At 63.2% G+C, this 19762-nt stretch carries 20 protein-coding genes and 1 pseudogene; 19 read left to right on the top strand and 2 right to left on the bottom strand.

The features are described 5' to 3' along the window. Positions 1-9 precede the first annotated feature (9 nt). The 10 genes from KHC19_RS13165 (at position 10) to KHC19_RS13120 (ending at position 9363) form a co-directional block, all read left to right on the top strand. Positions 10-1728 carry an urease subunit alpha gene (locus KHC19_RS13165; RefSeq protein WP_213352827.1) on the top strand — a complete coding sequence of 573 codons (1719 nt, stop codon included), beginning with the start codon at positions 10-12 and terminating at the stop codon, positions 1726-1728. 61 nt (positions 1729-1789) lie between these two features. Further along, positions 1790-2173 carry a fluoride efflux transporter FluC gene (locus KHC19_RS13160; protein WP_213352826.1) on the top strand — a complete coding sequence of 128 codons (384 nt, stop codon included), beginning with the start codon at positions 1790-1792 and terminating at the stop codon, positions 2171-2173. A gap of 9 nt (positions 2174-2182) precedes the next feature. Next, positions 2183-2566, top strand: coding sequence for a CrcB family protein (locus KHC19_RS13155; protein WP_213352825.1), 384 nt, complete (start codon positions 2183-2185; stop codon positions 2564-2566). Positions 2567-2588: 22 nt separating this feature from the next. Continuing rightward, the gene (locus KHC19_RS13150; protein WP_213352824.1) at positions 2589-3254 is read left to right on the top strand and encodes an urease accessory protein UreE; all 666 of its coding nucleotides are present in this window, start codon (positions 2589-2591) and stop codon (positions 3252-3254) included. A gap of 41 nt (positions 3255-3295) precedes the next feature. Further along, entirely contained in the window at positions 3296-3976 is a 681-nt protein-coding gene (locus tag KHC19_RS13145; RefSeq protein WP_213352823.1) for an urease accessory protein UreF, read from the top strand. Between the two features lie 26 nt (positions 3977-4002). Then, positions 4003-4650 (top strand): urease accessory protein UreG, encoded by a 648-nt coding sequence (ureG, locus tag KHC19_RS13140; RefSeq protein WP_213352822.1) that lies wholly within the window; start codon positions 4003-4005, stop codon positions 4648-4650. A 4-nt stretch (positions 4651-4654) separates the two neighbouring features. Beyond that, positions 4655-5590 carry an urease accessory protein UreD gene (locus tag KHC19_RS13135; protein WP_213352821.1) on the top strand — a complete coding sequence of 312 codons (936 nt, stop codon included), beginning with the start codon at positions 4655-4657 and terminating at the stop codon, positions 5588-5590. A gap of 16 nt (positions 5591-5606) precedes the next feature. Continuing rightward, the gene (yut, locus tag KHC19_RS13130) at positions 5607-6620 is read left to right on the top strand and encodes an urea transporter (protein ID WP_213352820.1); all 1014 of its coding nucleotides are present in this window, start codon (positions 5607-5609) and stop codon (positions 6618-6620) included. A gap of 130 nt (positions 6621-6750) precedes the next feature. Further along, entirely contained in the window at positions 6751-7992 is a 1242-nt protein-coding gene (locus KHC19_RS13125; RefSeq protein WP_213352819.1) for an ammonium transporter, read from the top strand. 126 nt (positions 7993-8118) lie between these two features. Beyond that, positions 8119-9363, top strand: coding sequence for an ArsB/NhaD family transporter (locus KHC19_RS13120; RefSeq protein WP_213352818.1), 1245 nt, complete (start codon positions 8119-8121; stop codon positions 9361-9363). Positions 9364-9365: 2 nt separating this feature from the next. Here the strand turns inward: KHC19_RS13120 and KHC19_RS13115 are convergent, their stop codons facing one another. Next, on the bottom strand, positions 9366-9800 hold the full coding sequence (locus tag KHC19_RS13115; protein ID WP_213352817.1) for an ion channel: 435 nt from the start codon (positions 9798-9800) through the stop codon (positions 9366-9368). Between the two features lie 158 nt (positions 9801-9958). Then, entirely contained in the window at positions 9959-11641 is a 1683-nt protein-coding gene (aspT, locus tag KHC19_RS13110) for an aspartate-alanine antiporter (RefSeq protein ID WP_213352816.1), read from the bottom strand. Positions 11642-12186: 545 nt separating this feature from the next. Between aspT and KHC19_RS13105 the strand changes: the two genes are divergently transcribed. The 9 genes and pseudogenes from KHC19_RS13105 (at position 12187) to KHC19_RS13065 (ending at position 19730) form a co-directional block, all read left to right on the top strand. After that, a complete protein-coding gene (locus tag KHC19_RS13105) occupies positions 12187-14316 on the top strand; it encodes an FUSC family protein (protein WP_213352815.1) in 2130 nt (709 codons plus the stop codon). Positions 14317-14331: 15 nt separating this feature from the next. Then, positions 14332-14559 (top strand): DUF1656 domain-containing protein, encoded by a 228-nt coding sequence (locus KHC19_RS13100; RefSeq protein ID WP_213352814.1) that lies wholly within the window; start codon positions 14332-14334, stop codon positions 14557-14559. Continuing rightward, positions 14556-15434 carry an HlyD family secretion protein gene (locus KHC19_RS13095; RefSeq protein ID WP_343207713.1) on the top strand — a complete coding sequence of 293 codons (879 nt, stop codon included), beginning with the start codon at positions 14556-14558 and terminating at the stop codon, positions 15432-15434. The genes KHC19_RS13100 and KHC19_RS13095 overlap by 4 nt, the downstream gene beginning before the upstream one ends. Before the next feature lie 552 nt (positions 15435-15986). After that, positions 15987-16202: pseudogene (locus tag KHC19_RS13090) on the top strand (transposase); the annotation flags it as partial. A 308-nt stretch (positions 16203-16510) separates the two neighbouring features. After that, positions 16511-16966 (top strand): carboxymuconolactone decarboxylase family protein, encoded by a 456-nt coding sequence (locus KHC19_RS13085; protein ID WP_213352812.1) that lies wholly within the window; start codon positions 16511-16513, stop codon positions 16964-16966. 207 nt (positions 16967-17173) lie between these two features. After that, on the top strand, positions 17174-17923 hold the full coding sequence (locus KHC19_RS13080; protein WP_213352811.1) for an SDR family oxidoreductase: 750 nt from the start codon (positions 17174-17176) through the stop codon (positions 17921-17923). Between the two features lie 95 nt (positions 17924-18018). Then, complete coding sequence (locus tag KHC19_RS13075; RefSeq protein WP_213352846.1) at positions 18019-18381, top strand: cupin domain-containing protein; 363 nt, start codon at positions 18019-18021, stop codon at positions 18379-18381. A 74-nt stretch (positions 18382-18455) separates the two neighbouring features. Then, positions 18456-19361 carry a sigma-70 family RNA polymerase sigma factor gene (locus tag KHC19_RS13070; RefSeq protein ID WP_213352810.1) on the top strand — a complete coding sequence of 302 codons (906 nt, stop codon included), beginning with the start codon at positions 18456-18458 and terminating at the stop codon, positions 19359-19361. Between the two features lie 96 nt (positions 19362-19457). Continuing rightward, the gene (locus KHC19_RS13065) at positions 19458-19730 is read left to right on the top strand and encodes an SDR family NAD(P)-dependent oxidoreductase (RefSeq protein ID WP_213352809.1); all 273 of its coding nucleotides are present in this window, start codon (positions 19458-19460) and stop codon (positions 19728-19730) included. Positions 19731-19762 lie beyond the last annotated feature (32 nt).

Below are 19762 nucleotides of genomic sequence, written 5' to 3'. Positions count from 1 at the left end.
GGATCTGAGATGGCCAAGATCTCGAGGCAGCAATATTCGGACCTTTACGGGCCGACGACCGGCGACAAGATCCGTCTCGGCGATACCGATCTCTATATCGAGATCGAAAAGGACCTGCGGATCTACGGAGAAGAGGCCGTTTATGGCGGCGGCAAGACGCTGCGCGACGGCATGGGGTATGACAACGAACTCACCAGCGCGGCGGGCGCTCCCGATCTCGTCATCACCAACGTGACCCTCCTTGACGCCGTCCAGGGCGTCATCAAGGCCGATGTCGGCATCAAGAACGGGCTCGTCTGTGCCATCGGCAAAGCCGGCAATCCGTCCACCATGTCGGGCGTCACACCGGGCCTTGCACTTGGCCCGGGTACGGATGCCATTTCAGGCGAGCACCTGATCCTGACCGCGGGCGGGATCGATGCCCACGTCCACTACATCTCGCCGCAGCAGGCGCAGGCCGCACTTTCGAACGGCGTCACCACTGTGTTCGGTGGCGGTATCGGGCCGAGTGACGGGACCAACGGTACCACGATCACGCCCGGCACCTGGAACATCGAGATGATGCTCCGCTCGTTCGACGCTTGGCCGGTGAATGCCGGCGTGCTGGGCAAGGGCAATGGCTCGGCGCCCGTCCCGCTGGAGGAGCAGATCCGCGCCGGTGCGGCGGGCCTCAAGATCCACGAGGACTGGGGCTCGACGCCGGCCGCGATCCGCAACGCCCTGACGGTCGCAGACAATTACGACATCCAGGTCTGCATCCACACCGACACGCTGAACGAAGCCGGCTTCGTCGAGAACACGATCGCCGCGTTCGAGGGGCGCACGATCCACACCTACCACACCGAAGGCGCCGGCGGCGGTCACGCACCGGACATCATCCGGGTAGCGGGTCTGTCCAATGTTATCCCGAGCTCGACCAATCCGACCCTGCCTTACGGGATCAACTCCCAGGCCGAGTTGTTCGACATGACGATGATCTGTCACAATCTCAGCCCGAAGATTCCGACCGACGTTGCCTTCGCCGAGAGCCGGGTGCGCGCCGAAACGATCGCGGCCGAGAACGTGCTGCACGACCTCGGGGCGATCTCGATCCTCTCCAGCGACAGCCAGGCCATGGGGCGCATCGGCGAGAACTGGACTCGGACGATCCAGACCGCCGACCTGATGAAGCAGCGCAGGGGCGCCTATCAGGGCGACGCCTCGGGTAATGACAATGAACGCGTTTTGCGTTTCGTCGCCAAAGTCACGATCAACCCCGCCATTGCGCAAGGCGTGTCCCACGTGATCGGCTCCATCGAGATCGGCAAGATGGCCGACCTCGTGCTGTGGGAGCCGGCGTTTTTCGGCGCCAAGCCGAAGATGGTCATCAAGGGCGGCATGATCTCCTGGGCACTGATGGGCGATCCGAACGCCTCGCTGCCGACGCCTCAGCCGGTGATCTACCGGCCGATGTTCGGCGCGATGGGCTCTGCCCTGCCCAAGACCCGCGTGACCTTCACCTCGCATGCCGCCGTTGAGGACGGCATCGTGGAGCGCTATGAGCTGAAGTCGCAGGTGGTTCCGGTTTATGGCACGCGCACGATCACCAAGAGTTCGATGGTCCGCAACACCGCCATGCCGGTGATCGAAGTCAATCCCGAGACATTCGCCGTTACGGTCGATGGTACGCATGCCACGATCGAGCCGGCGACGCGCCTCCCGCTCAGCCAGCTCTATTTCTTCAGCTGAGCCTCGCATCGGATTGTGGAGGGGGCGAGCCCCTCCACACCAACTTGGTGGCCCGGGGCCGATGGACATAATCGACATCGTGTGGGTGGGGTTGGGGGGCGGCGTCGGCTCCCTGCTGCGCTGGCAGGTCGGCCGGCTTGTAGAGAGGCACATCGGCACGCCGTTCAAGGTCGGCACCTTCTTCATCAATGTTTCCGGCGCCTTCGTGATTGCCTATATTTCCGCATCGCTGGCGATGGGTTGGGAACATCGCTACGGCGACGTCATCTCGTCACTGGTGCTGACCGGCGTGCTGGGCGGCTACACCACCTTCAGCACCATGCAACTCGACGCGGTTCAGATGGCGGCAGCCCGGCGGCATGCGCTCGCCATCGTCTATCTCGTCACCTCGGTCGGGGCGGGCCTTCTCGCCGCGGCGGCCGGCGTGGCGCTGGCGAGAGTGTAGGGCACGGCGATGTGGCTGCCGGTCATCATCATCTTCGTAGGCGGCGGTCTCGGGGCGATCACGCGCGAGCTCTCCATGCTCCTGATGGGGCGCTACAGCGTCGCCTTTCCGGTCGACATCTTTGCCGCGAATATCTTTGCGTCGTTCCTGCTCGGCCTCGTATTCGGCCTCCATCAGGCACGTCGCGCCTCGGACAACGTCACACTGCTGGTGTCGACCGGCTTCTGTGGTGGAATGTCGACCTTTTCGACCTTCATCTACGGAGCCTATTCCGAGATGGTCACGCCCGGTCAGCTGGGTCTTTCTTTTCTTTACGTCATCGCCAGTCTCGTCATCGGCTATAGCGTCACATGGCTCGGCCTTGGCGCCGCGACGCAACTGCGTCGCGCCTGATGCCAGCCCCTCGGAGGCACATATGATTCTCGTCGAGAACACGCTCGGTAATCTCCGCGATCCGATCTGGCAGGAGCGGTCACGGCTCGCCGTTGTGGATCGTCTGGTGCTTGAACAGTGGGAAGCGCCCAAGAATCGCCTGCGCAAGGAGAGCGAAGGCGGCATGGAACTCGCCATCTCGCTGCCGCGCTCCGAGCATCTGCACGACGGTGATGTGCTGCATTACGACGAGGCGGCCAAGGTCATCGTCGTCGCTCGGATCGCACTCAAGGATGTGCTGGTCATCGAACTGGAGAACATCGAAAAGCTGTCGCCGCTCGAAATTCTGCGCACCTGTTTCGAGCTGGGCCACGGCCTCGGCAACCAGCACTGGCCGGCCGTGATCAAGGGCTCGACCGTCTACGTGCCGCTTTCCGTGGATCAGAAGGTGATGGCCTCGGTCATGCGCACCCACGCCTACGAGCACATAAAGACCTATTTCGCGCCCGGCGAGGAAATCGCCGCCAAGCTCGATGCCCGCGAAGTACGTCTGCTGTTCGCCGGCGCCGATGCGACGCCGCATCATCATCATCCCGGTCATGCGCATGATCATTCGCACGGGCACGATCACGGCCATCATGATCACGACCACGATCATCATCATGATCATTCGCATTCTCACGGCCACTCGCATTCGCCGGTGAAGTGATGGCGGCTGGAGGCAAGGCAAAGGGCAGCGGTCCTTCCGGTATGGTGCATCTCGCGCGCCTGCTGCAATTCTCCGATTCAACCTTGCCGATCGGGTCTTTCGCCTTCTCCAACGGGCTGGAATCCGCGTTGCAAACCGGCGTGGTGACCAATCCGGAGAGCCTGCTGAAATATGTCGACCTCATCCTGCGCCAGACGGCACGGATGGACGGCATCGCGCTGCTGCATGCGCACCGTGCCGCGGTCGTCGGCGACTACGAGGCGATCCTCGAAGCGGATAGCGAATTGTTCTGCCGTCGCGTTGGCGAGGAACAGCAGATGATGCTCACCCGAGTGGGCAAGAAATTCGCCGAGCTGGTGCTGAAGATCATGCCCTCGCCCATGCTCGAGCGCTGGCTCGACGACATCAAGGCCAATGCGACGGCCGGCTGCCTGCCGATCGGACAGGCGCTCGCTCTCGCTCACATGGGCGTCGATGAAGTGGAAGCCTTTGTAATGCATCAATATGGCATCGCCTCGATGATCCTGAGCGCGGCGCTACGGCTGATGCGGATCGACCATCTCGACACCCAGCGCATCCTGTTCACGGCGCAGGGGCGGGTCGAGGGCGACTATCTGGCCGTGCGCGACCTCTCGCTCGACGAAATGGCGTCCTTCGCTCCCGTCTTCGACGTGCTCGTCGCGCACCACACGACCACCCATGTCCGCCTGTTCATGAACTGACGCGGCGTCGGCAAAGGAAGCGTTTCATGAAGAAAATTACGCGCATCGGTATTGGCGGTCCGGTCGGTTCGGGCAAGACGGCAGTCATCGAGGTGATCACCCCACGGCTCATCGACCTCGGCATCAAGCCTCTGATCATCACCAATGACGTGGTGACGACCGAGGACGCCAAGCAGGTTCGCCGCACGCTGAATGGCATCCTCGTCGAGGAGAAGATCGTCGGTGTCGAGACCGGAGCCTGCCCGCACACCGCCGTGCGCGAAGACCCCTCGATGAACATCGCCGCCGTCGAAGAGCTCGAGGAGCAGTATCCCGACAGTGACGTGATCCTGATCGAGTCCGGCGGCGACAACCTCACCTTGACCTTCAGCCCGGCGCTCGCGGACTTCTACATCTACGTGATCGACGTTGCGGCAGGCGATAAGATCCCGCGCAAGAACGGCGCCGGCGTCTGCCAGTCCGACATTCTCGTCATCAATAAGAAGGACCTCGCCCCCTATGTTGGCGCGAGCCTCGAAGTGATGGACCGCGATTCCAAGCTCATGCGCGGAAAGAAGCCGTTCATCTTCACCAACTGCAAGACCGGCGAAGGCATTGACGACCTCATCCGCCTCATCCTCGACATGGCACTGTTCGACGTGAAGATCACGCCGCCCGCAAAGGTGGATGCCTGACGCCATGGCGCTCCACGAGCAACTCGGTCGCCTCGACGCGGCGCGCGAACTGCGCGATTTCAAGGCCGAGCCGGCCCAGATGCGCGCCGCCGGCCCGGGAAAGGTCGGAGAGCTACGCCTCGGCTTCTCGCTGCGCAATGGACGCTCGATCCTGCATGACCTCTACCGCGTGGCGCCGCTGCTGGTGCAGCAGGCGCTCTACTGGGACGAGGCCATGCCGGAGCTGCCGATCTGCTCGATCATCTCGATCGGCGGCGGCATCCTCCAGGGCGACAGGTACAAGATCGACATCTCCGTGGGCGAAGGCGCGTGCGCCCATGTCACCTCCCAGAGCGCCAATCGCGTGCATCAGATGGATGCGAATTACGCGTCGCAGCATCAGACGGTGACGCTGGAGAGCGGCTCCTATCTCGAATACCTGCCTGACTTCACCATTCCCTATCGCGACTCCCGCTTCATCAACCAGACCGACATCATCATCGCTGATGGCGCGACGCTGCTCTATGGCGAGATGATGCTGGCTGGCCGCAAGCATCACCATGCAGATGAGCGGTTCGGGCTCGATCTGCTGTCCGTGGCCGTGGCCGTGCGCCGGCCCGGCGGGCGCAAGCTTTTTGCGGAAAAGATCCTGATCGAGAAGGGCGACTCATCCGTCGACTACCCGGCCGTGATGCAGGGCTATGACGCCTTCGCCAACATCATGTGCGTGACCCCGCCCACCGTCGCTGCCCGCATCAAGGAACGCTTCGAGACCAATTTCCCGGCCGAGGCGCCGCGGGCGATTTCAGGGGTCTGCCGCCTGCCCAATGACGCCGGCCTCATGCTGCGCGCGGTGGGCATGGAGACCTACGACGTGCGTCGAGAGGTGCGCCGCTTCTGGCAGATCGTTCGCGAAGAGGCTCGTGGACGGACTCTTCCGCAGGAATTCCTCTGGCGTTGACCGAAGGACCGAAGCCATGGCCGTTCATAAAAGCAACCTCCTGACAGACTCCCTCAAGGGCGCCAGTCAGGTCTTCTTCATGGAAAATCCCCTTTCCGGGATCCTGTTTTTCGCGGCGATGGCTTATGCGTCCTATGCCAGCGGCGTCTGGGCGACAACGATCGGCGCAGCGATTGGCGTGGTCATCGCGACGCTCACGGCGCGGCTGCTGGATTGCGATGACAAATCAATCGCTTCGGGCCTTTTCGGCTTCAACGGCGTTCTTGTCGGTGCCGCGTTGCCGACCTTTATCGCCGTCTCCCCCCAGCTTTGGATCTATGTCGTCGTCGGCGCCGCCGCGAGCACTGTCGTTACCGCCGCGTTCAGCGCGACGCTGACCGCGAAGTGGGGCATTCCGGGGTCGACCGGGCCTTTCGTGCTGACGGGCTGGCTGATGGTTGCCGGCGCCTATTCCTTCGGCGGCCTTCTGGTCACCGGGGACGCGCCGAAACTCACGACCGACTACGTGCAGGGGATGGCGACCATTTCCCAGCCAATCGAGCTGGTGCAGATCTTCTTCCGCAACATCGGCCAGGTCTACCTGCTCGGAAATGAGATCTCCGGCGCGATCATCCTGCTTGGAATCTTCATCGCCTCGATCCCGGCGGGCATCGCAGTGGCCGCCGGCTCGCTGGTCGCCATGGTGGTCTCGATCGGCATGGGCGCTGATCCGGCCGTGGTCAGCCAGGGCCTGTACGGCTTCAGCCCTGTGCTCACCGCACTGGCCGTCGGCGTCGTCTTCCTGAAGACCTCGCCGAAAGTGATGGTTTATGCGCTGCTTGCGACCGTGACCACCGTCTTCGTGCAAGGCGCCCTCGACGTGATGGTCGCGCCTGCCGGCATCCCCTCGTTCACGGCTCCTTATGTCCTGACCATGTATCTCTTCATTGCGCCGAAGAAGCTCCTGGCTCCGCACCCGCACCGGCCCGTCGTGGGTCATATGGTCGGCCATGATCATACCGAGGCCGCTCTATCCACGAAGACCACGTGACGAGCGGGATCTAGCCGCGGTGAGTTCCACCCGATGTGTCACGGCGGCTCACGAGCCGTCGCCTTAGGTTCCAGCGGCGCGTAGCCGGGCTCGAAGGTCCGATGCGCGCATCCACGAAAGGGGCAATGGGATGCAAGCTATCAACGCAGGCGATACCGCCTTCATTCTCCTGTGCACCGCCCTGGTGTGCATGATGACCCCCGCGCTAGCGCTGTTCTATGGCGGCTTGGTCAAGCAGCGCGACATGTTGTCGGTGATGATCCAGAACTTCGTCTGCATAGGCGTGGTAGGCCTGATCTGGGTATTCGGCGGTTTCAGCCTCGCTTTTGGACCCGACATTGGCGGCGTCATCGGCAGCATCGTGCCCTATTTCGGCATGTATCACGTCGGCATCGAGCCGCATCCGACCTATGGCCCGAACATCCCCTTCATCATGGTGTTCGCTTATCAGATGATGTTCGCCATCATCACGCCGGCGCTGATGACCGGCGCGTTCGTTGGCCGGTTCCGCTTCGGCGCCTATCTGTTCTTCATCGCCCTGTGGACCATCCTGGTCTATCTGCCCGCCGCCCACTGGATCTGGGGTGGCGGCTTCCTCGCCGCGCTTGGTGTCGTCGACTTTGCTGGCGGTATCGTCATCCACACGGCGGCGGGTTTCTCCGCGCTGGTGACGGCGGCCTATCTCGGCAAGCGGAAGCTCGCCCCAGGCGAGAGCGAGTCGGAGCCCGCCAGCCTGCCGCTGGTGGCGCTGGGCGCGGGCCTGCTGTGGTTCGGCTGGTTCGGGTTCAATGCCGGTGGCGCCTATGCGGCGGACGCGCTGGCGGCCTACGCCTTCCTCAACACCATGCTGGCCGGCTCGATCGCCATGCTCGTATGGATGTTTTGGGAGTGGCGGGAGAATGGGCGCCCGTCCTTCTCGGGTGTGTTGGTCGGCGCTGTAGCGGGCCTTGCCACCATCACCCCCGCCTCGGGTTATGTCGAGCCCATGGCCGCGCTGTTCATCGGCGCGGTCGGTGCGACGGTCTGCTACCACGCCAAGCATGTGCAGGCCTGGCTGAAGATCGACGACTCGCTCGAAGTCTGGCGCGCGCACGGCGTTGGCGGCATGACCGGCGCACTGCTGATCGGCGTGCTGGCGAGTTCTCACATCAATCAGGTGTCGGCGGGTATTCACCAGCTGGGCGTCCAGTTGCTCGCCGTCGCCATCGTCGCCGCTTACGCCTCGCTCATCACCTTCATCCTGCTGAAGCTCCTGGATGGTATGAATGTGCTGCGGGTGCCCGACACCATTCAGCAAGAGGGGCTCGACACGCCATTGTACGGCGAGCGGGCCTTCAATTTCTGGGACATGGATCGCGGAAACCCGAAGTGAACTCAGGCATGGCGAGCCGCCGGTGCGGCTTCCCATGCTGTTAGACATCAGCTGCGCCCGCCCGGGTCCTGAACCCGTGCGGGCGTCCCTGTTTCAATTCTGTTGCTGCCCTGTGCGAGTGCTTCCATGGACCTGACGCTCGCGATCTTCGCTCTGGTGTACGTCGCCATGGGGGTCGGCCACCTGCCGGGCTTTCGCCTCGACCGAACCGGCGCGGCCATAGTCGGGGCGATGGTGCTTATCGCGTCGGGACAAATTTCGCCGGCCGCCGCCTGGGCTGCGGTCGACTACCGCGTCATCGGCCTGCTCTTCGGCCTGATGACCGTCTCCGCCGCCTTCGTGGTCGCCGGGTTCTATGACTTGGTCGCCGTGAAGGTCGGCAACCTCAATGTCGGCCCCAAGGGGCTTCTGGCCATACTGATCGCCGTTTCCGGTGCGATGGCCGCTCTGCTGAACAAGGACGTGGTGGCGGTCGCGATGACGCCGATCTTCTGCTCCATATGCGTGGAGCGGCGGCTCAATCCGTTGCCTTTCCTGCTCGGCTTCTGCTTCGCAGCTAATTTCGCGGCGGCGGCAACGATCCTCGGTAGCCCGCAGAACATGATCATTGCCGAGACACTGCAGCTTTCCTTCGTCGACTTCATGGCCGCTGCCGCTCCACCGGCCATGCTCGGTCTGCCGCTGATCTGGATCGTGATCGTACTTTGCTATCGAGGCCGCTGGACGCTCCCCAACGCGGTGCGACCCTCAGGCGCCGGCGCGACGATCACTGACACGCCCGTCGCCTTCAACCGCGGCGAGACAATCAAGACATGCGTGGTCACCCTGGCCGTTGTCGTCGCGTTCATCTTCAGCGACCTGCCCCATATGCTGATCGCCCTTATGGGCGCGAGCGTCCTGCTCGTCAGCCGGCGCTTCGCGTCGAGCAACCTGTTGCATCACGTCAACGGCGACCTGCTGCTGCTGCTGTTCGGACTGTTCGTTGTCAACGCGGCGCTCACGGCAACGGGACTGCCGGAACAGGTTCTGGCCGGCCTGCGCACGATCGGGCTCAACCTGCATGATCCGCCGTCCATGCTGATCATCATGGCGGTGCTCAGCAACATCGTCGGCAACAACCCGGCAGTCATGCTGGTGGCGCCCTTCATTGGCGGCACGCATCAGCCGGAAGCCCTCGGCGCAGCCATCGCGCTCGGCACCGGCTTCTCTTCGAGCGCCGTGATCTTCGGCAGCCTGGTCGCGATCATCGTGGCCGAGGAATGCCGCAAGCGCGGCATCCCGCTCAGCTTCGCAGAGTTCGCGCGAGCGGGCCTACCTATCTCGATCCTATGCCTGCTGATGGCCGCAGCCTGGATCTACCACCTCGGCTGAGATCATTGCTTACCCTGGCGCGCGACATGCGGCAGATAAGTCTGAACGACATAGACAAAGACGGCGGTCGACCAGCCGATCATCATGATGCCGCTCGTCGCGGTCATCGGAGCGAGCAGGCGGGTGCCGATCTCCGGTTTGATCAGACCGAGCCCGAGCGTCGTGTTCATGATGAATGCGGAATAGAAGGCATTCGGAAAATTATCTGTCAAGTCGAGTGAAAAATAGATCGAAGACCACATCAGAACGCCCATGAGATGGGTCATGAATAAGATCGTATTCGTCAGAACGAGTGTGATCGCGATAAATTTGTAGGGCGACGTCTTGATCAAAACTTCAAGCGGCCGAACCAGTTTGACGATCAGTATCGTGGCACCCAGATGCACGATCATCGCAAAAACGATCGCGGCGAACCCGATCGATAGGTCGACTATCATTCTCCATCCCTGCGTTTCATAACGAGACGGGTTGTTCGCGTTCTGCCGATGTCGGCGCGCGCGGCCGCGATGTGCGCCACCGTTATTGTCATCTGGGTACCACGGCCGTTTCAAGCCGGCCGCGCATCGCGCGGCTGTGCCGCATCCGGCCTCATGCGCTACAGCAAGGTCACGATGACGATGCCGCCAATGGTCAGCAGCGTGTTGGAGACGGCGTAGGGAATTGTGTAGCCCAGCGCTGGAACCTGGCTGCCTGCCCGATCAGCGAGAAGGCCAAGCGTCGCGGTAGATGTGCCCGCCCCCGCACAGCAGCCAAGCACCAGCGCATCATCGAAGCGGAACACGTATTTCCCGACAAGAAGCGCGAAAATCACCGGGATTGTCGTGACTAGCATTCCCCAGAGAAACAGGCTTATTCCGACTTCCCGAACGCCGGCCACGAAGCTCGGTCCGGCTGTGATGCCGATCACGGCGATGAACAGGTTGAGCCCCACGACATTCATGAACCAGATGACGGCAGGCGGCACATTTCCAAATGTTGGAAACACCGAACGCTGCCATCCGGCCGCGATGCCGGCAAAGAGCACACCTCCGGCGATCGACAGTGTCAGCGGCACTCCGTCCAGCATCACGGCCGGCACGCCAATCAACGCGCCTAGCGCGATCATGAGGAACATCACGCTGACATCGGTTTGTTCGTCGGAGAAATCGGCCCGGCCAATGGCACTGATAGAGGCACGTATCCGCTGCGGCTGGCCGACGACGGTCAGAACATCGCCACGGTGAATGGTCGTCTGGGGCAGGATCGGAATCTCCTCCCCCATGGCACCCCGGCGGATGCGAGTGAGGAAAATTCCATGGGTCGCCGCCATATGTGCCAGTTCCGTAAGCGTCTTCCTGTCGAAGGCGCGCTTGGTGACGACAACGTCGACACCAGCCACCGGCACGGCAAGAAGCTCCAGATCCTCGACCTCCTCCGCCCCTATGACGAAGAGGGCGCGAAGGCTGCTACGAACGCCGGCGACGCTCACGACATCCCCCGCCTTCAACACTGTCGCTTCGGTGGCTTCGATCACCTGTCCGTCGCGACGGATCTGGTCGAAGAAGCACCGAGAATGGGCATCGCTTGCTTCGATTTCCCCGACCTTCTGTCCGACCTGCGGCCAGTCGTCGAGCAGGCGATAGGTGCGCATGACGTAGTGATGCCAAGACGTTCCCGATCCGTGGTTTGTCCCACCCATCCGCTTCTCGTAAGCACGGCAGGCTGCCACCAGATCGATGTGAAGCAGCCAAGGGCCAATCTGGGAAATGATGAGGATGGGGCCGATGGTGCCAAAGATGTACGTCATGGCGAAGGCCGTGGAGAGCGCACCAATCATGGCGTGTGTCTCGTCCGCGGACAGGCCGAGCCCCTGAATGGCGGTTGTCGAAAGCCCTAGCGCCGACGAGGCTGTTGCCGCGCCGGCGAACAGGCCCGCGCCGTAGCCAACGGAATAGCCGGCTAGCCGCGCCACTCCATAAGCGGTCGCCAAAGTCACCGCGCATACTACAACGGCAAAGAGCGCCTGCATCACGCCGTCATCAGCGATGCCACGAACAAATTGCGGCCCGACACGATAACCGATGGCGAAGAGAAACAGCAGGAAGAAAACGATCGCGACATTATGCGAGATTTGGATGTGAAGCTGACCGACCAGAATGCCCACCAGCAAGGTCGTTGCGACCGTTCCTAGGCTAATTCCGCGATATTTGAATGTGCCGAGCGGATATCCGAGGGCAACGGTGAGAAACAGCGCAATCGCGGGATGATCCCGCAACGTCGTTACAAACCAGTCTGACATGCACTAACAACCTGCTCTTCATTCGCTATTCAGTGAACTGAGCCAAAGGTCTGATCACCTCAGGTGACTAGAACCAGCTTAAGGTCGTATCATATCTCATTCGGCGAGGAATGCTCGCTCTTTGCACAGACGACACACATGCAGTGATTCCCGCGCGAACTCACAAATGCGAGGCGACGAGCCATCACAGAGTCCGGCGCAGGGCAGGTGGAGCAGAACGTTAGCGCCGTTCGATATTGAAGACTGCGGGTAAGCTACAGCGCTTTGGTATTGACATTCGAGGTCGGCTGCGTAAGGCGTTCGAACATGCGGTGGCATGACATGGAAGCAATGTCCATCAGGCACGCCGCGGAAGACGGCTATCGGTGGGTACGTCGCTCAGTCGGCCTCGGCCAAGTGATGAGTTTCTTCTCTTGAACGCTCCGCGAGGGCCGCTGCTGCGCAAGATACAGATCGTCGCATTTATGACGCTCATAGGGTGCTGTCCAAGGGGGCAGGCATCACGCCGAAACGCATCGGTATCGAGATGAGCGTGGGGCCCTATAGTGACGGACAAGGCTGAAAGACCTCGGTCCAGCCATTGGCGGGGCTTTCCGGTTGATCTCGGCTGGCGCAATCTCGCCGTCTCGACACGCCTCGCCTGCGCGGCGGTGGCAGCGCTCGCTATCGCCTATTGGCTGGAACTGCCGCAGCCGCAGTGGGCGGTCCTCACGGTCTACCTGCTCACCCAGTCCTCGGCCGGCGCCGCCTTCGCAAAGGGGACTTTTCGCCTGCTCGGAACGGTCATAGCGGCGTCTTGCGCTGTTATCTGCGTCAAACTGTTCGCGCAGGCGCCGGTCCCCCTCGTCGGCACCGCCATGGCCTGGATGTTCCTCTGCTATTACGGCGCCACGCGGATGAGCAATTTCACCGCCTATGGCTTTATGCTGGCGGGCTATACGGGGCTGCTCGTCCTCTTCGAGGGAGCGGTTGACCCGAACACTGCCTGGCAGGTGGCGTTGGACCGCACGACAGAGACGTCGATCGGCATCGCCTGCGCCACCCTCGCCAATGCCTTGGTCCTGCCGGTCTATGCCGGCGCCCAGTTGCGGGCGCTTGTGGCTGGCGCCTTTTCCCGTCTGGCCGATTACGCCGCCACTGCGCTGACGTCCCCAACCGGTATTGAGAACGTCATCCGGCTGCGGAGCGACATTCTGCGGGCGGTGACGAAGTTCGACGCGTTGCGCTCCTATACGATGTTCGAGGCGCGCGAGATGCGCGCAAACGACGCGGTGCTGCGAGAGATCGCGCGCGAGTTTCTCACTGTGCTGTCCATCGAGCGTGGGCTGTATGTCCGGCTCACCGATGTTCGAGGCGCAGAGGGCGACCCGCTCACCGCCCGCCTGGCGCCGGTGCTCGAGGCGACGAGCGCCACGCTGGACGCCATTGCACACAATCCCAACGCCTTTGCGAACCCTGAGCGCCTGCGCGCTGATCTTGCCATGGCACGACGGCGGCTAGCGGTCTTTTCGCGGGAGATCGAGGCGCTGGCGGGAGAAGCGCCGCTTGCACCGCTTGCAAATACAGCGCTCGTTGTCCGGCGCGCCATCAAGATGCTGCGCGGCCTTTCTTTCGTCGCGCTCACCGCGCAGTCCACATTCCGCCCGGCCGCGCCCTCCGGGATGGCCCGGAGTCGGCCCCGGCTGGCGGAGCGGCGGGAGGCAGTGCTGCAAGGGGCACGCGCGGCGCTGGCGGTGCTGGCACTCTGTGTGTTCTGGTACGCCACCGAGTGGGATCAGGGCATTGCCGGCATTACTGGCCTCGCCCTGATGAGTTATCAGTGTGTGAACACCGACGATCCCGAAAAGCTCGGCTGGCCGTATTTCCGCGCCGTGATCGCCGCCTGTTTCTGCGCCTATGCGGTGAAGGCGTTCGTCTATCCCTGGCTGGAAGGGTTTGGGATGCTGGCGACCTTCCTGCTGCTGGTGCTGGTGCCGCTGGGCATCCTCATCGGCACGCCGCGCTTTGCGAAAACGGCGGGCACCTTCACCATCTTCTTCGTCGCCTGCGCGACCACCGGGAATGTCTACGATCCCGACCCCCTCACCTTTGCCAATTTCTGCTTCGGATTGGTGGTCGGCATGTTCGTCTGCCTGATGGCGGCACGCCTGCTGCCCGTCACCTCGCAGGCGTCGCGCCGGCTCGCCTATCGGCGCACGATGCACCAGTTGCTCCCCGAAGCAGCGGCCGGACCACGACCGGCGCGCAGGGTCGCCCGCGAGATCGTCGACCTGATTGTCGCCCTGCTGCCACACCTCTCCTCAGTCCGGCAAGAGGACGACGTCTTCTTGCGCGGCATGCTCTGCAGCGCCTCCAGCGCTCTGGAACTCGGGCGCCTGCACCAGGCCGTTGCAAATCCTGCACTGCCGCCAGCGGGGCGCGCGGCGCTCGCCGCGGGGCTGTCGCGCTTCGCCGCGATCTTTACCGCGCTACCCGAGCGGGCCGAGCCGAGGCGCGAAGCGCTGGAACTCGGCCGCGCCGCGATTGGCGAGATGTGGACGGCGCTTGAGCGGCTCGATCCGCCGGCAGGCTCTCCGGCAGCTCGCGCCGTACTGCACGCGGCGTCCGGCCTGCGCTTCCTCCTCGACCGCTTCGAGCTGGACCACGCCTTCCTTGATCGAAGTTTCTCCAGCTAAGGAGCACACAGAGTTATGGATCCGCTGTTCCGCACGGTCGACCTGTTCGGCTTCTATGTGTCGCCCGTCGTCGTGTGGGCTCTCGCGGCGCTCGTTCCCCACCTGGCGCTGAGCCGCCTCGCCGCCTGGAGCGGCCTCTATGGGCTGATCTGGCATCGTCCGCTGTTCGATGCCGCATTGTATGTGATCCTTCTCGGCGCCCTGATCTTCGGGGTGCCGGTATTGCTGGGAGAAACGATGTGAAGCTGGGTGGCGCGATGCGCGTGGTGATGACGCTGGCCGCGGTGGCGATGGCGGTCGTCATTGCCTGGCAACTCTGGATCTATTACACCCTGTCGCCCTGGACGCGTGATGCGCGGGTCCTCGCCAATGTAGTGCAGGTGGCTCCCGATGTATCGGGCCTGATCAGCGCGGTCCATGTGAAGGACAACCAGAAGGTCGCAAAGGGCGATCTTCTGTTCGAGATCGACCGCGAGCGCTTCGAGGCCGCGCTCGATCACGCGCGGGGCGATCTCGAAATCAAAAAGGCCGCGCGAACTCTCGCCTGGGAGAATGCCCTCCGCTACCGCACATTGCGGCAGGAAGAGAGCCCGGGCCTTTCCATCGAGGCCGTTGAGCGCATGACCACCCTCGCCACCGAGGCAGATGGCGCGCTGGTGGTAGCGCAAGCCAATCTCGCCATCGCCGAGATCAACATGCGGCGCAGCCGCATCTATGCGCCTGTAAACGGCCATGTCACTAATCTCACTACCCTTCCGGGCGATTTCGCTTCGGCGGGCAAGGGCGTGCTGGCTCTGGTCGATTCCGACAGCTTTTATGTCTATGGCTACTTCATGGAGACCAAGCTGCCGCGAATCGCCGAAGGCGCGAAAGCGAAGGTGGAACTGATGGCCGGCGGGGTGGTGCTAGACGGGATGGTGGAAGGCCTAGCACGCGCGATCGCCAATCCCGATGATGTGGAAGGACTTCTAGCTTCGGTGCCTCCGCAGTTCTCATGGATCCGCCTCGCTCAGCGTATTCCCGTGCGCATTCGGCTACGCGATGTGCCACCAACCGTTCTCCTCGCCTCCGGCATGTCCGCCACTATCGTCATCATGCCGGGGCCAGCACCGCATTGATCGGCTGCTCCGGCCAACTCGAACTACCCTGGTCAACCGCGTATTCTGGCGGACGGGGTGCAGCCGCACTCGGCAGTAACGCCGCTTTCGGGTTACTCCGATGATCCGTCGGGATTTCTGTGGGATGGCGCCATTATGCCGTTGAGGCAGCGCGACGCGATCAGGGCGTCGCACTGCTGCAAGCGGTCATCCGTTCTGACGACCTACTCCTGCACCAGCCCGGCGCGAACGGCAATAGTGCGACGCTAAACTCCTTCAAGTGCCGTGCACTATAGATTGGGCGATGACATTCACAGTAGCCGTTAGACTGAAAGAAAACTCTCCAGCGCTCCGCAAACAAGCGTTCGATACCGGGCGTTGGGCCTGTAGCAAGACGCATCCTGTTGTTACCGCCATCAAGCAGATCAACCAGTCCTTCACGGATGAGCGGCGGGTTGCGCACTTGCCAGCAGGCTATTCCCAACGTCGATAGCGCTACGGGGAATAGTAGGTCAGTGAGCTCCAAGAGCAGACTCTGCCAAGAGCGTGTCTGATCGTCCGGTATGGGGGCGCAGGCTTCAAGCGATGTCCGAAGCCATGGCGGTCCGCCGCTGCACGGTCGAGCACCTGTTCGGCACCATCAAGGGCTGGATGGGTGCCGCTCACTTCCGAACGCGCGGCCTCAAGAACCTCTCCACTGAAGCCAGCCTGGCGATCCTGGCATATAACATCAAGCGCGTCATCGCCATCGCCGGCGTCGCATTGACCCTCAAGGCGATAGGCGGGTGACCTGAGCCGACGCGCGCCATCGCAACAACCTGCGCGACGAGCCACAGTGAGTTCTCACACAGCCTCGGGCCGCCCGCGGACCGGCCGGTTTTGGCTGCCGCTGTGCAGATTACCGCCGTTCTGCAGCCGCAGGCTGATGTCAGACCTCAATTAATCCGTCGAGACTGCTCGCACCCTGACGAAGAAGCGCCCGGCCGTAACATGAGCTGCTTCGAGTCAAAGTGCAGGGTGGCATGTCACATCCGGGTCGCTCGGCTCGTCATGACCTCGAACGTCGATCTCCGGCGCTCCGAGCACAAGGACGAGATATGAGCGAGAACAAGCGGCTTGCCTGGAACGAGGTGGCCCCGCAGGGAGCCAAAGCGCTCTATGGCATCCACCACTACATCACCACGGGTACCGACCTTCCCCAGGAGCTGATCCACCTCGTCTTCCTGCGGGTGTCGCAGATCAATGGTTGCGCGCACTGCATCGACCTGCATACGCGCGACCTGCTCAAGACGATGCCTCTCGAAAAGGTCGTCCTGGTTCCGGTCTGGGATGAAGTGCCCCATCTGTTTTCTGAACAGTACCGCGCCGCTCTCGCCTGGGCTGAGGAGGTCACGCTGGTCAGCGAGACGCACGCCTCCGATGAAGCCTACGCGGCAGCCAGCGCCGCCTTCGCGCCGAAGGAGCTTGTGGATCTCACGATCACCATCGCGGCGATGAACGCCTTTAATCGGCTAGGAGCGCCCTTTCGACTGCCGGTCCAGGCGAAGGCTTAGTCGGGTCAGTCGCACGCTCAGGGGCGGCGCTACAGCCGTCCCGTTTGCGCCGCGGTTGATCGATCGGTTCCCGCGTCCTCGCGTTTGCGTCGCCGATTTTTCCAGGGGCATGTCACATCCGGCCAACCCGCCTCGTCCTTGTCTTCAACGGACGCCGGAGAGCGGCACATGCCGATTGGTCCGTTCCTAAACCGGGAGATGGATACCATGAAGATCGTGGTGATTGGTGGAAGCGGACTGATCGGGCGTCAACTGACGGCCGACCTCTCGCGACAAGGGGTTGATGCCGTCGCGGCTTCGCCGAGTACCGGCGTGAACGCGCTGACGGGTGAAGGCCTGGCCGAGGTCCTTGTCGGTGCCGACGTTGTCGTGGACGTGTCGAACTCGCCCTCCTTCGAGGATGCGGCGGTGCTCGACTTTTTCGAGCGCTCGGGCCGCAACCTTCTCGCTGCCGAGCGCGAGGCGGGTGTGAGACATCACGTCGCCCTATCCATCGTCGGCACCGATTGCCTGGAGGGGAACGGTTACTTCCGGGCGAAGGTCGCGCAGGAACGGCTCATCAAGGACTCTGGCGTCCCCTTCACCATCGTGCGCGCAACCCAGTTCTTCGAGTTCGTCGCCACCCTCGCCGAAGCATCGGTCGACGGCGACCGCCTGGTCGTACCCGATGCCGACTTCCAGCCCATCGCCGCCGCCGATGTCGCCGCAGCGCTCGCCGATGTCGCGCTCGCTCCGCCGCGCAACGCGACGATCGAGATCGCCGGACCCGACCGCCTGCCCTTCCGCGACTTCGTCGCCCGCCGCATCGCCACCGACGGCGACCTTCGAGAGGTTCAGGCCGACAGGGCCGCGCGTTACTTCGGCGCCGCGCTCGAAAAAGGTTCGCTGGTTCCCGGGCATGTGAGAGCGGCGCGTCTCGGACCAACGCGTTTCGAGAGCTGGCTCGCCGCCGCCTGAACCCGATGCGTATCTCCCATCCACCCAGAAAGCCCCATACCGTGTTCAGAACATTCCTGCTTGGAGCCCTGCTCTCCGTCACCGCCGTTCCCGCCATGGCGACAGATGTCGCAGGGGGCGAAGCGCGCGTAACGACGATCTTCGACCATCCGATACCTTCCGTTCCGGGCAAGAGCCTACGCGGCGTCCTTGTCGAGTATGGTCCAGGCGGTTCCTCGCCGTCCCACACCCACGCGGCATCCGCCTTCATCACGGCGACTGTGATCGAGGGAGCGGTGCGCAGCCGGATCAACGGCGGACCGGAAAAGGTCTTCCGCGTCGGCGAGAGCTTCGTCGAGATGCCGGGTGACCATCATGGCGTCAGCGCCAACGCGAGTGACACCACGCCGTCCAAGCTCCTTGCCGTGTTCGTCGTGGATACGGACGACACCAAACTGACGACGCCGGACCGGCCGTAGGAACCGATGTACGGTAGCGGCAGGAGCCGTCCGCGACCATCATCGCAGAGCAAAAACTGCTGTCGAGGAACGCAATGCGGCAGGTAGATGACGCCACAGACATCTTCGAGGCCCATAGGGTGCGGCTCCTGCGCATCGCCTACCGCATGCTGGGCTCGCGCAGCGAAGCCGAGGACGTCGTGCAGAATGCATGGTTGCGCTGGGTCGCCGCGGACCGAGGGGGTGTCGCAGCCCCGTATCCGTTCCTTGCACGCGTCGTCACCCGGCTTTGCCTTGACGAGATGAAGTCGGCACGCGCCCGCCGGGAGACCTATGTCGGCGCCTGGCTGCCGGAGCCTTTGGTCGAAAGCGAGGAAGATGTCTTGGCGGAGGACGACCTAACCCTGACTTTGATGATGGCACTTGAGCGCTTGTCACCGTTGGAAAGGGCGGCCTTCCTGCTCCACGACGTCTTCGGCGTGCCGCTCGGCGAGGTGGCGGACACGCTCGATCGCGAAGCAGCGGCCGTGCGCCAACTCGCCGTCCGGGCGCGCCGAAACATTCAAGCCGCACGTCCGCGCTTCCCGGTCGAACGCGAAGAGGGCGAGCGGATCGCGCGTGCCTTCTTCGCGGCCTCGACCAGCGGTGACACCGCGACGCTGCGGACACTTCTTGCCGAGAACGTGGTTCTGCGTTCGGACGGCGGCGGAAAGGTTATTGCCTTCATCAACCCCATCACGGGGTTGGATCGCCTCCTGCGGCTGTACGAGGGGGTGCGGCGAAAATGGGGAGAGGGCTGGGCGCAGATGCTTGAACCCGCCTGGATCGACGGGCTGCCCGGATATGTCAGCCGCGAGCGCGGCGACGTCCTCCAAACCACCGCACTCGCCATCGAGGACGGCCGGATCACCGCGATCTACATCACCCGCAATCCCGACAAGCTCCGCCATGTCGCGCGGGCTCTCGCCGCGGGGCCGGACCCGACCTCCCGGACACAGTGATCCGGCCGCGGGCGGCGCATGTCGCCTCCCCCGACATTCAACCTCTCAACGGACTGTTATTCTCGCACGGCGCGCCAGCTCACGCAGGACAACAACATGACGCAGCAGACACCCCTTGGCTCCGGCTTCGGCGCCGCCAGGACGGCCATGGAGGTCATCTCCGGGATCGATCTCTCGGGGAAGCTCGCCATCGTGACCGGAGGTGCCTCGGGCCTCGGGCTCGAGACGACACGCGCTCTCCTCCATGCCGGAGCCGAGGTCATCGTGCCGACGCGAAGCCCCGAGCGGGCAAGAGCCGCCTTACGCGGGCTTTCCGGCGCGACCGTTGAACCCATGGATGTGTTTCGGCGTGCAAGTTTGACCCCGTGAGGCGGGGGATCGGCGTCCAACTTTGACCCCCT

This window comes from Ancylobacter oerskovii (assembly GCF_018390555.1).
Taxonomy (GTDB): Bacteria; Pseudomonadota; Alphaproteobacteria; order Rhizobiales; family Xanthobacteraceae; genus Ancylobacter; species Ancylobacter oerskovii.
This window is presented reverse-complemented; position numbering and strand designations above follow the sequence as displayed.

Excerpts from the sequence above, each read along its gene's own strand:
- KHC19_RS13125 (WP_213352819.1), top strand. The coding sequence starts at position 6,751 with ATGCAAGCTATCAACGCAGGCGATACCGCCTTCATTCTCCTGTGCACC.
- ureG (WP_213352822.1), top strand. The coding sequence starts at position 4,003 with ATGAAGAAAATTACGCGCATCGGTATTGGCGGTCCGGTCGGTTCGGGC.
- aspT (WP_213352816.1), bottom strand. The coding sequence starts at position 11,641 with ATGTCAGACTGGTTTGTAACGACGTTGCGGGATCATCCCGCGATTGCG.
- KHC19_RS13065 (WP_213352809.1), top strand. The coding sequence starts at position 19,458 with ATGACGCAGCAGACACCCCTTGGCTCCGGCTTCGGCGCCGCCAGGACG.
- KHC19_RS13150 (WP_213352824.1), top strand. The coding sequence starts at position 2,589 with ATGATTCTCGTCGAGAACACGCTCGGTAATCTCCGCGATCCGATCTGG.
- KHC19_RS13120 (WP_213352818.1), top strand. The coding sequence starts at position 8,119 with ATGGACCTGACGCTCGCGATCTTCGCTCTGGTGTACGTCGCCATGGGG.
- KHC19_RS13145 (WP_213352823.1), top strand. The coding sequence starts at position 3,296 with ATGGTGCATCTCGCGCGCCTGCTGCAATTCTCCGATTCAACCTTGCCG.
- KHC19_RS13135 (WP_213352821.1), top strand. The coding sequence starts at position 4,655 with ATGGCGCTCCACGAGCAACTCGGTCGCCTCGACGCGGCGCGCGAACTG.
- KHC19_RS13115 (WP_213352817.1), bottom strand. The coding sequence starts at position 9,800 with ATGATAGTCGACCTATCGATCGGGTTCGCCGCGATCGTTTTTGCGATG.
- yut (WP_213352820.1), top strand. The coding sequence starts at position 5,607 with ATGGCCGTTCATAAAAGCAACCTCCTGACAGACTCCCTCAAGGGCGCC.
- KHC19_RS13100 (WP_213352814.1), top strand. The coding sequence starts at position 14,332 with ATGGATCCGCTGTTCCGCACGGTCGACCTGTTCGGCTTCTATGTGTCG.
- KHC19_RS13075 (WP_213352846.1), top strand. The coding sequence starts at position 18,019 with ATGGCGACAGATGTCGCAGGGGGCGAAGCGCGCGTAACGACGATCTTC.
- KHC19_RS13155 (WP_213352825.1), top strand. The coding sequence starts at position 2,183 with ATGTGGCTGCCGGTCATCATCATCTTCGTAGGCGGCGGTCTCGGGGCG.
- KHC19_RS13080 (WP_213352811.1), top strand. The coding sequence starts at position 17,174 with ATGAAGATCGTGGTGATTGGTGGAAGCGGACTGATCGGGCGTCAACTG.
- KHC19_RS13085 (WP_213352812.1), top strand. The coding sequence starts at position 16,511 with ATGAGCGAGAACAAGCGGCTTGCCTGGAACGAGGTGGCCCCGCAGGGA.
- KHC19_RS13165 (WP_213352827.1), top strand. The coding sequence starts at position 10 with ATGGCCAAGATCTCGAGGCAGCAATATTCGGACCTTTACGGGCCGACG.
- KHC19_RS13070 (WP_213352810.1), top strand. The coding sequence starts at position 18,456 with ATGCGGCAGGTAGATGACGCCACAGACATCTTCGAGGCCCATAGGGTG.
- KHC19_RS13160 (WP_213352826.1), top strand. The coding sequence starts at position 1,790 with ATGGACATAATCGACATCGTGTGGGTGGGGTTGGGGGGCGGCGTCGGC.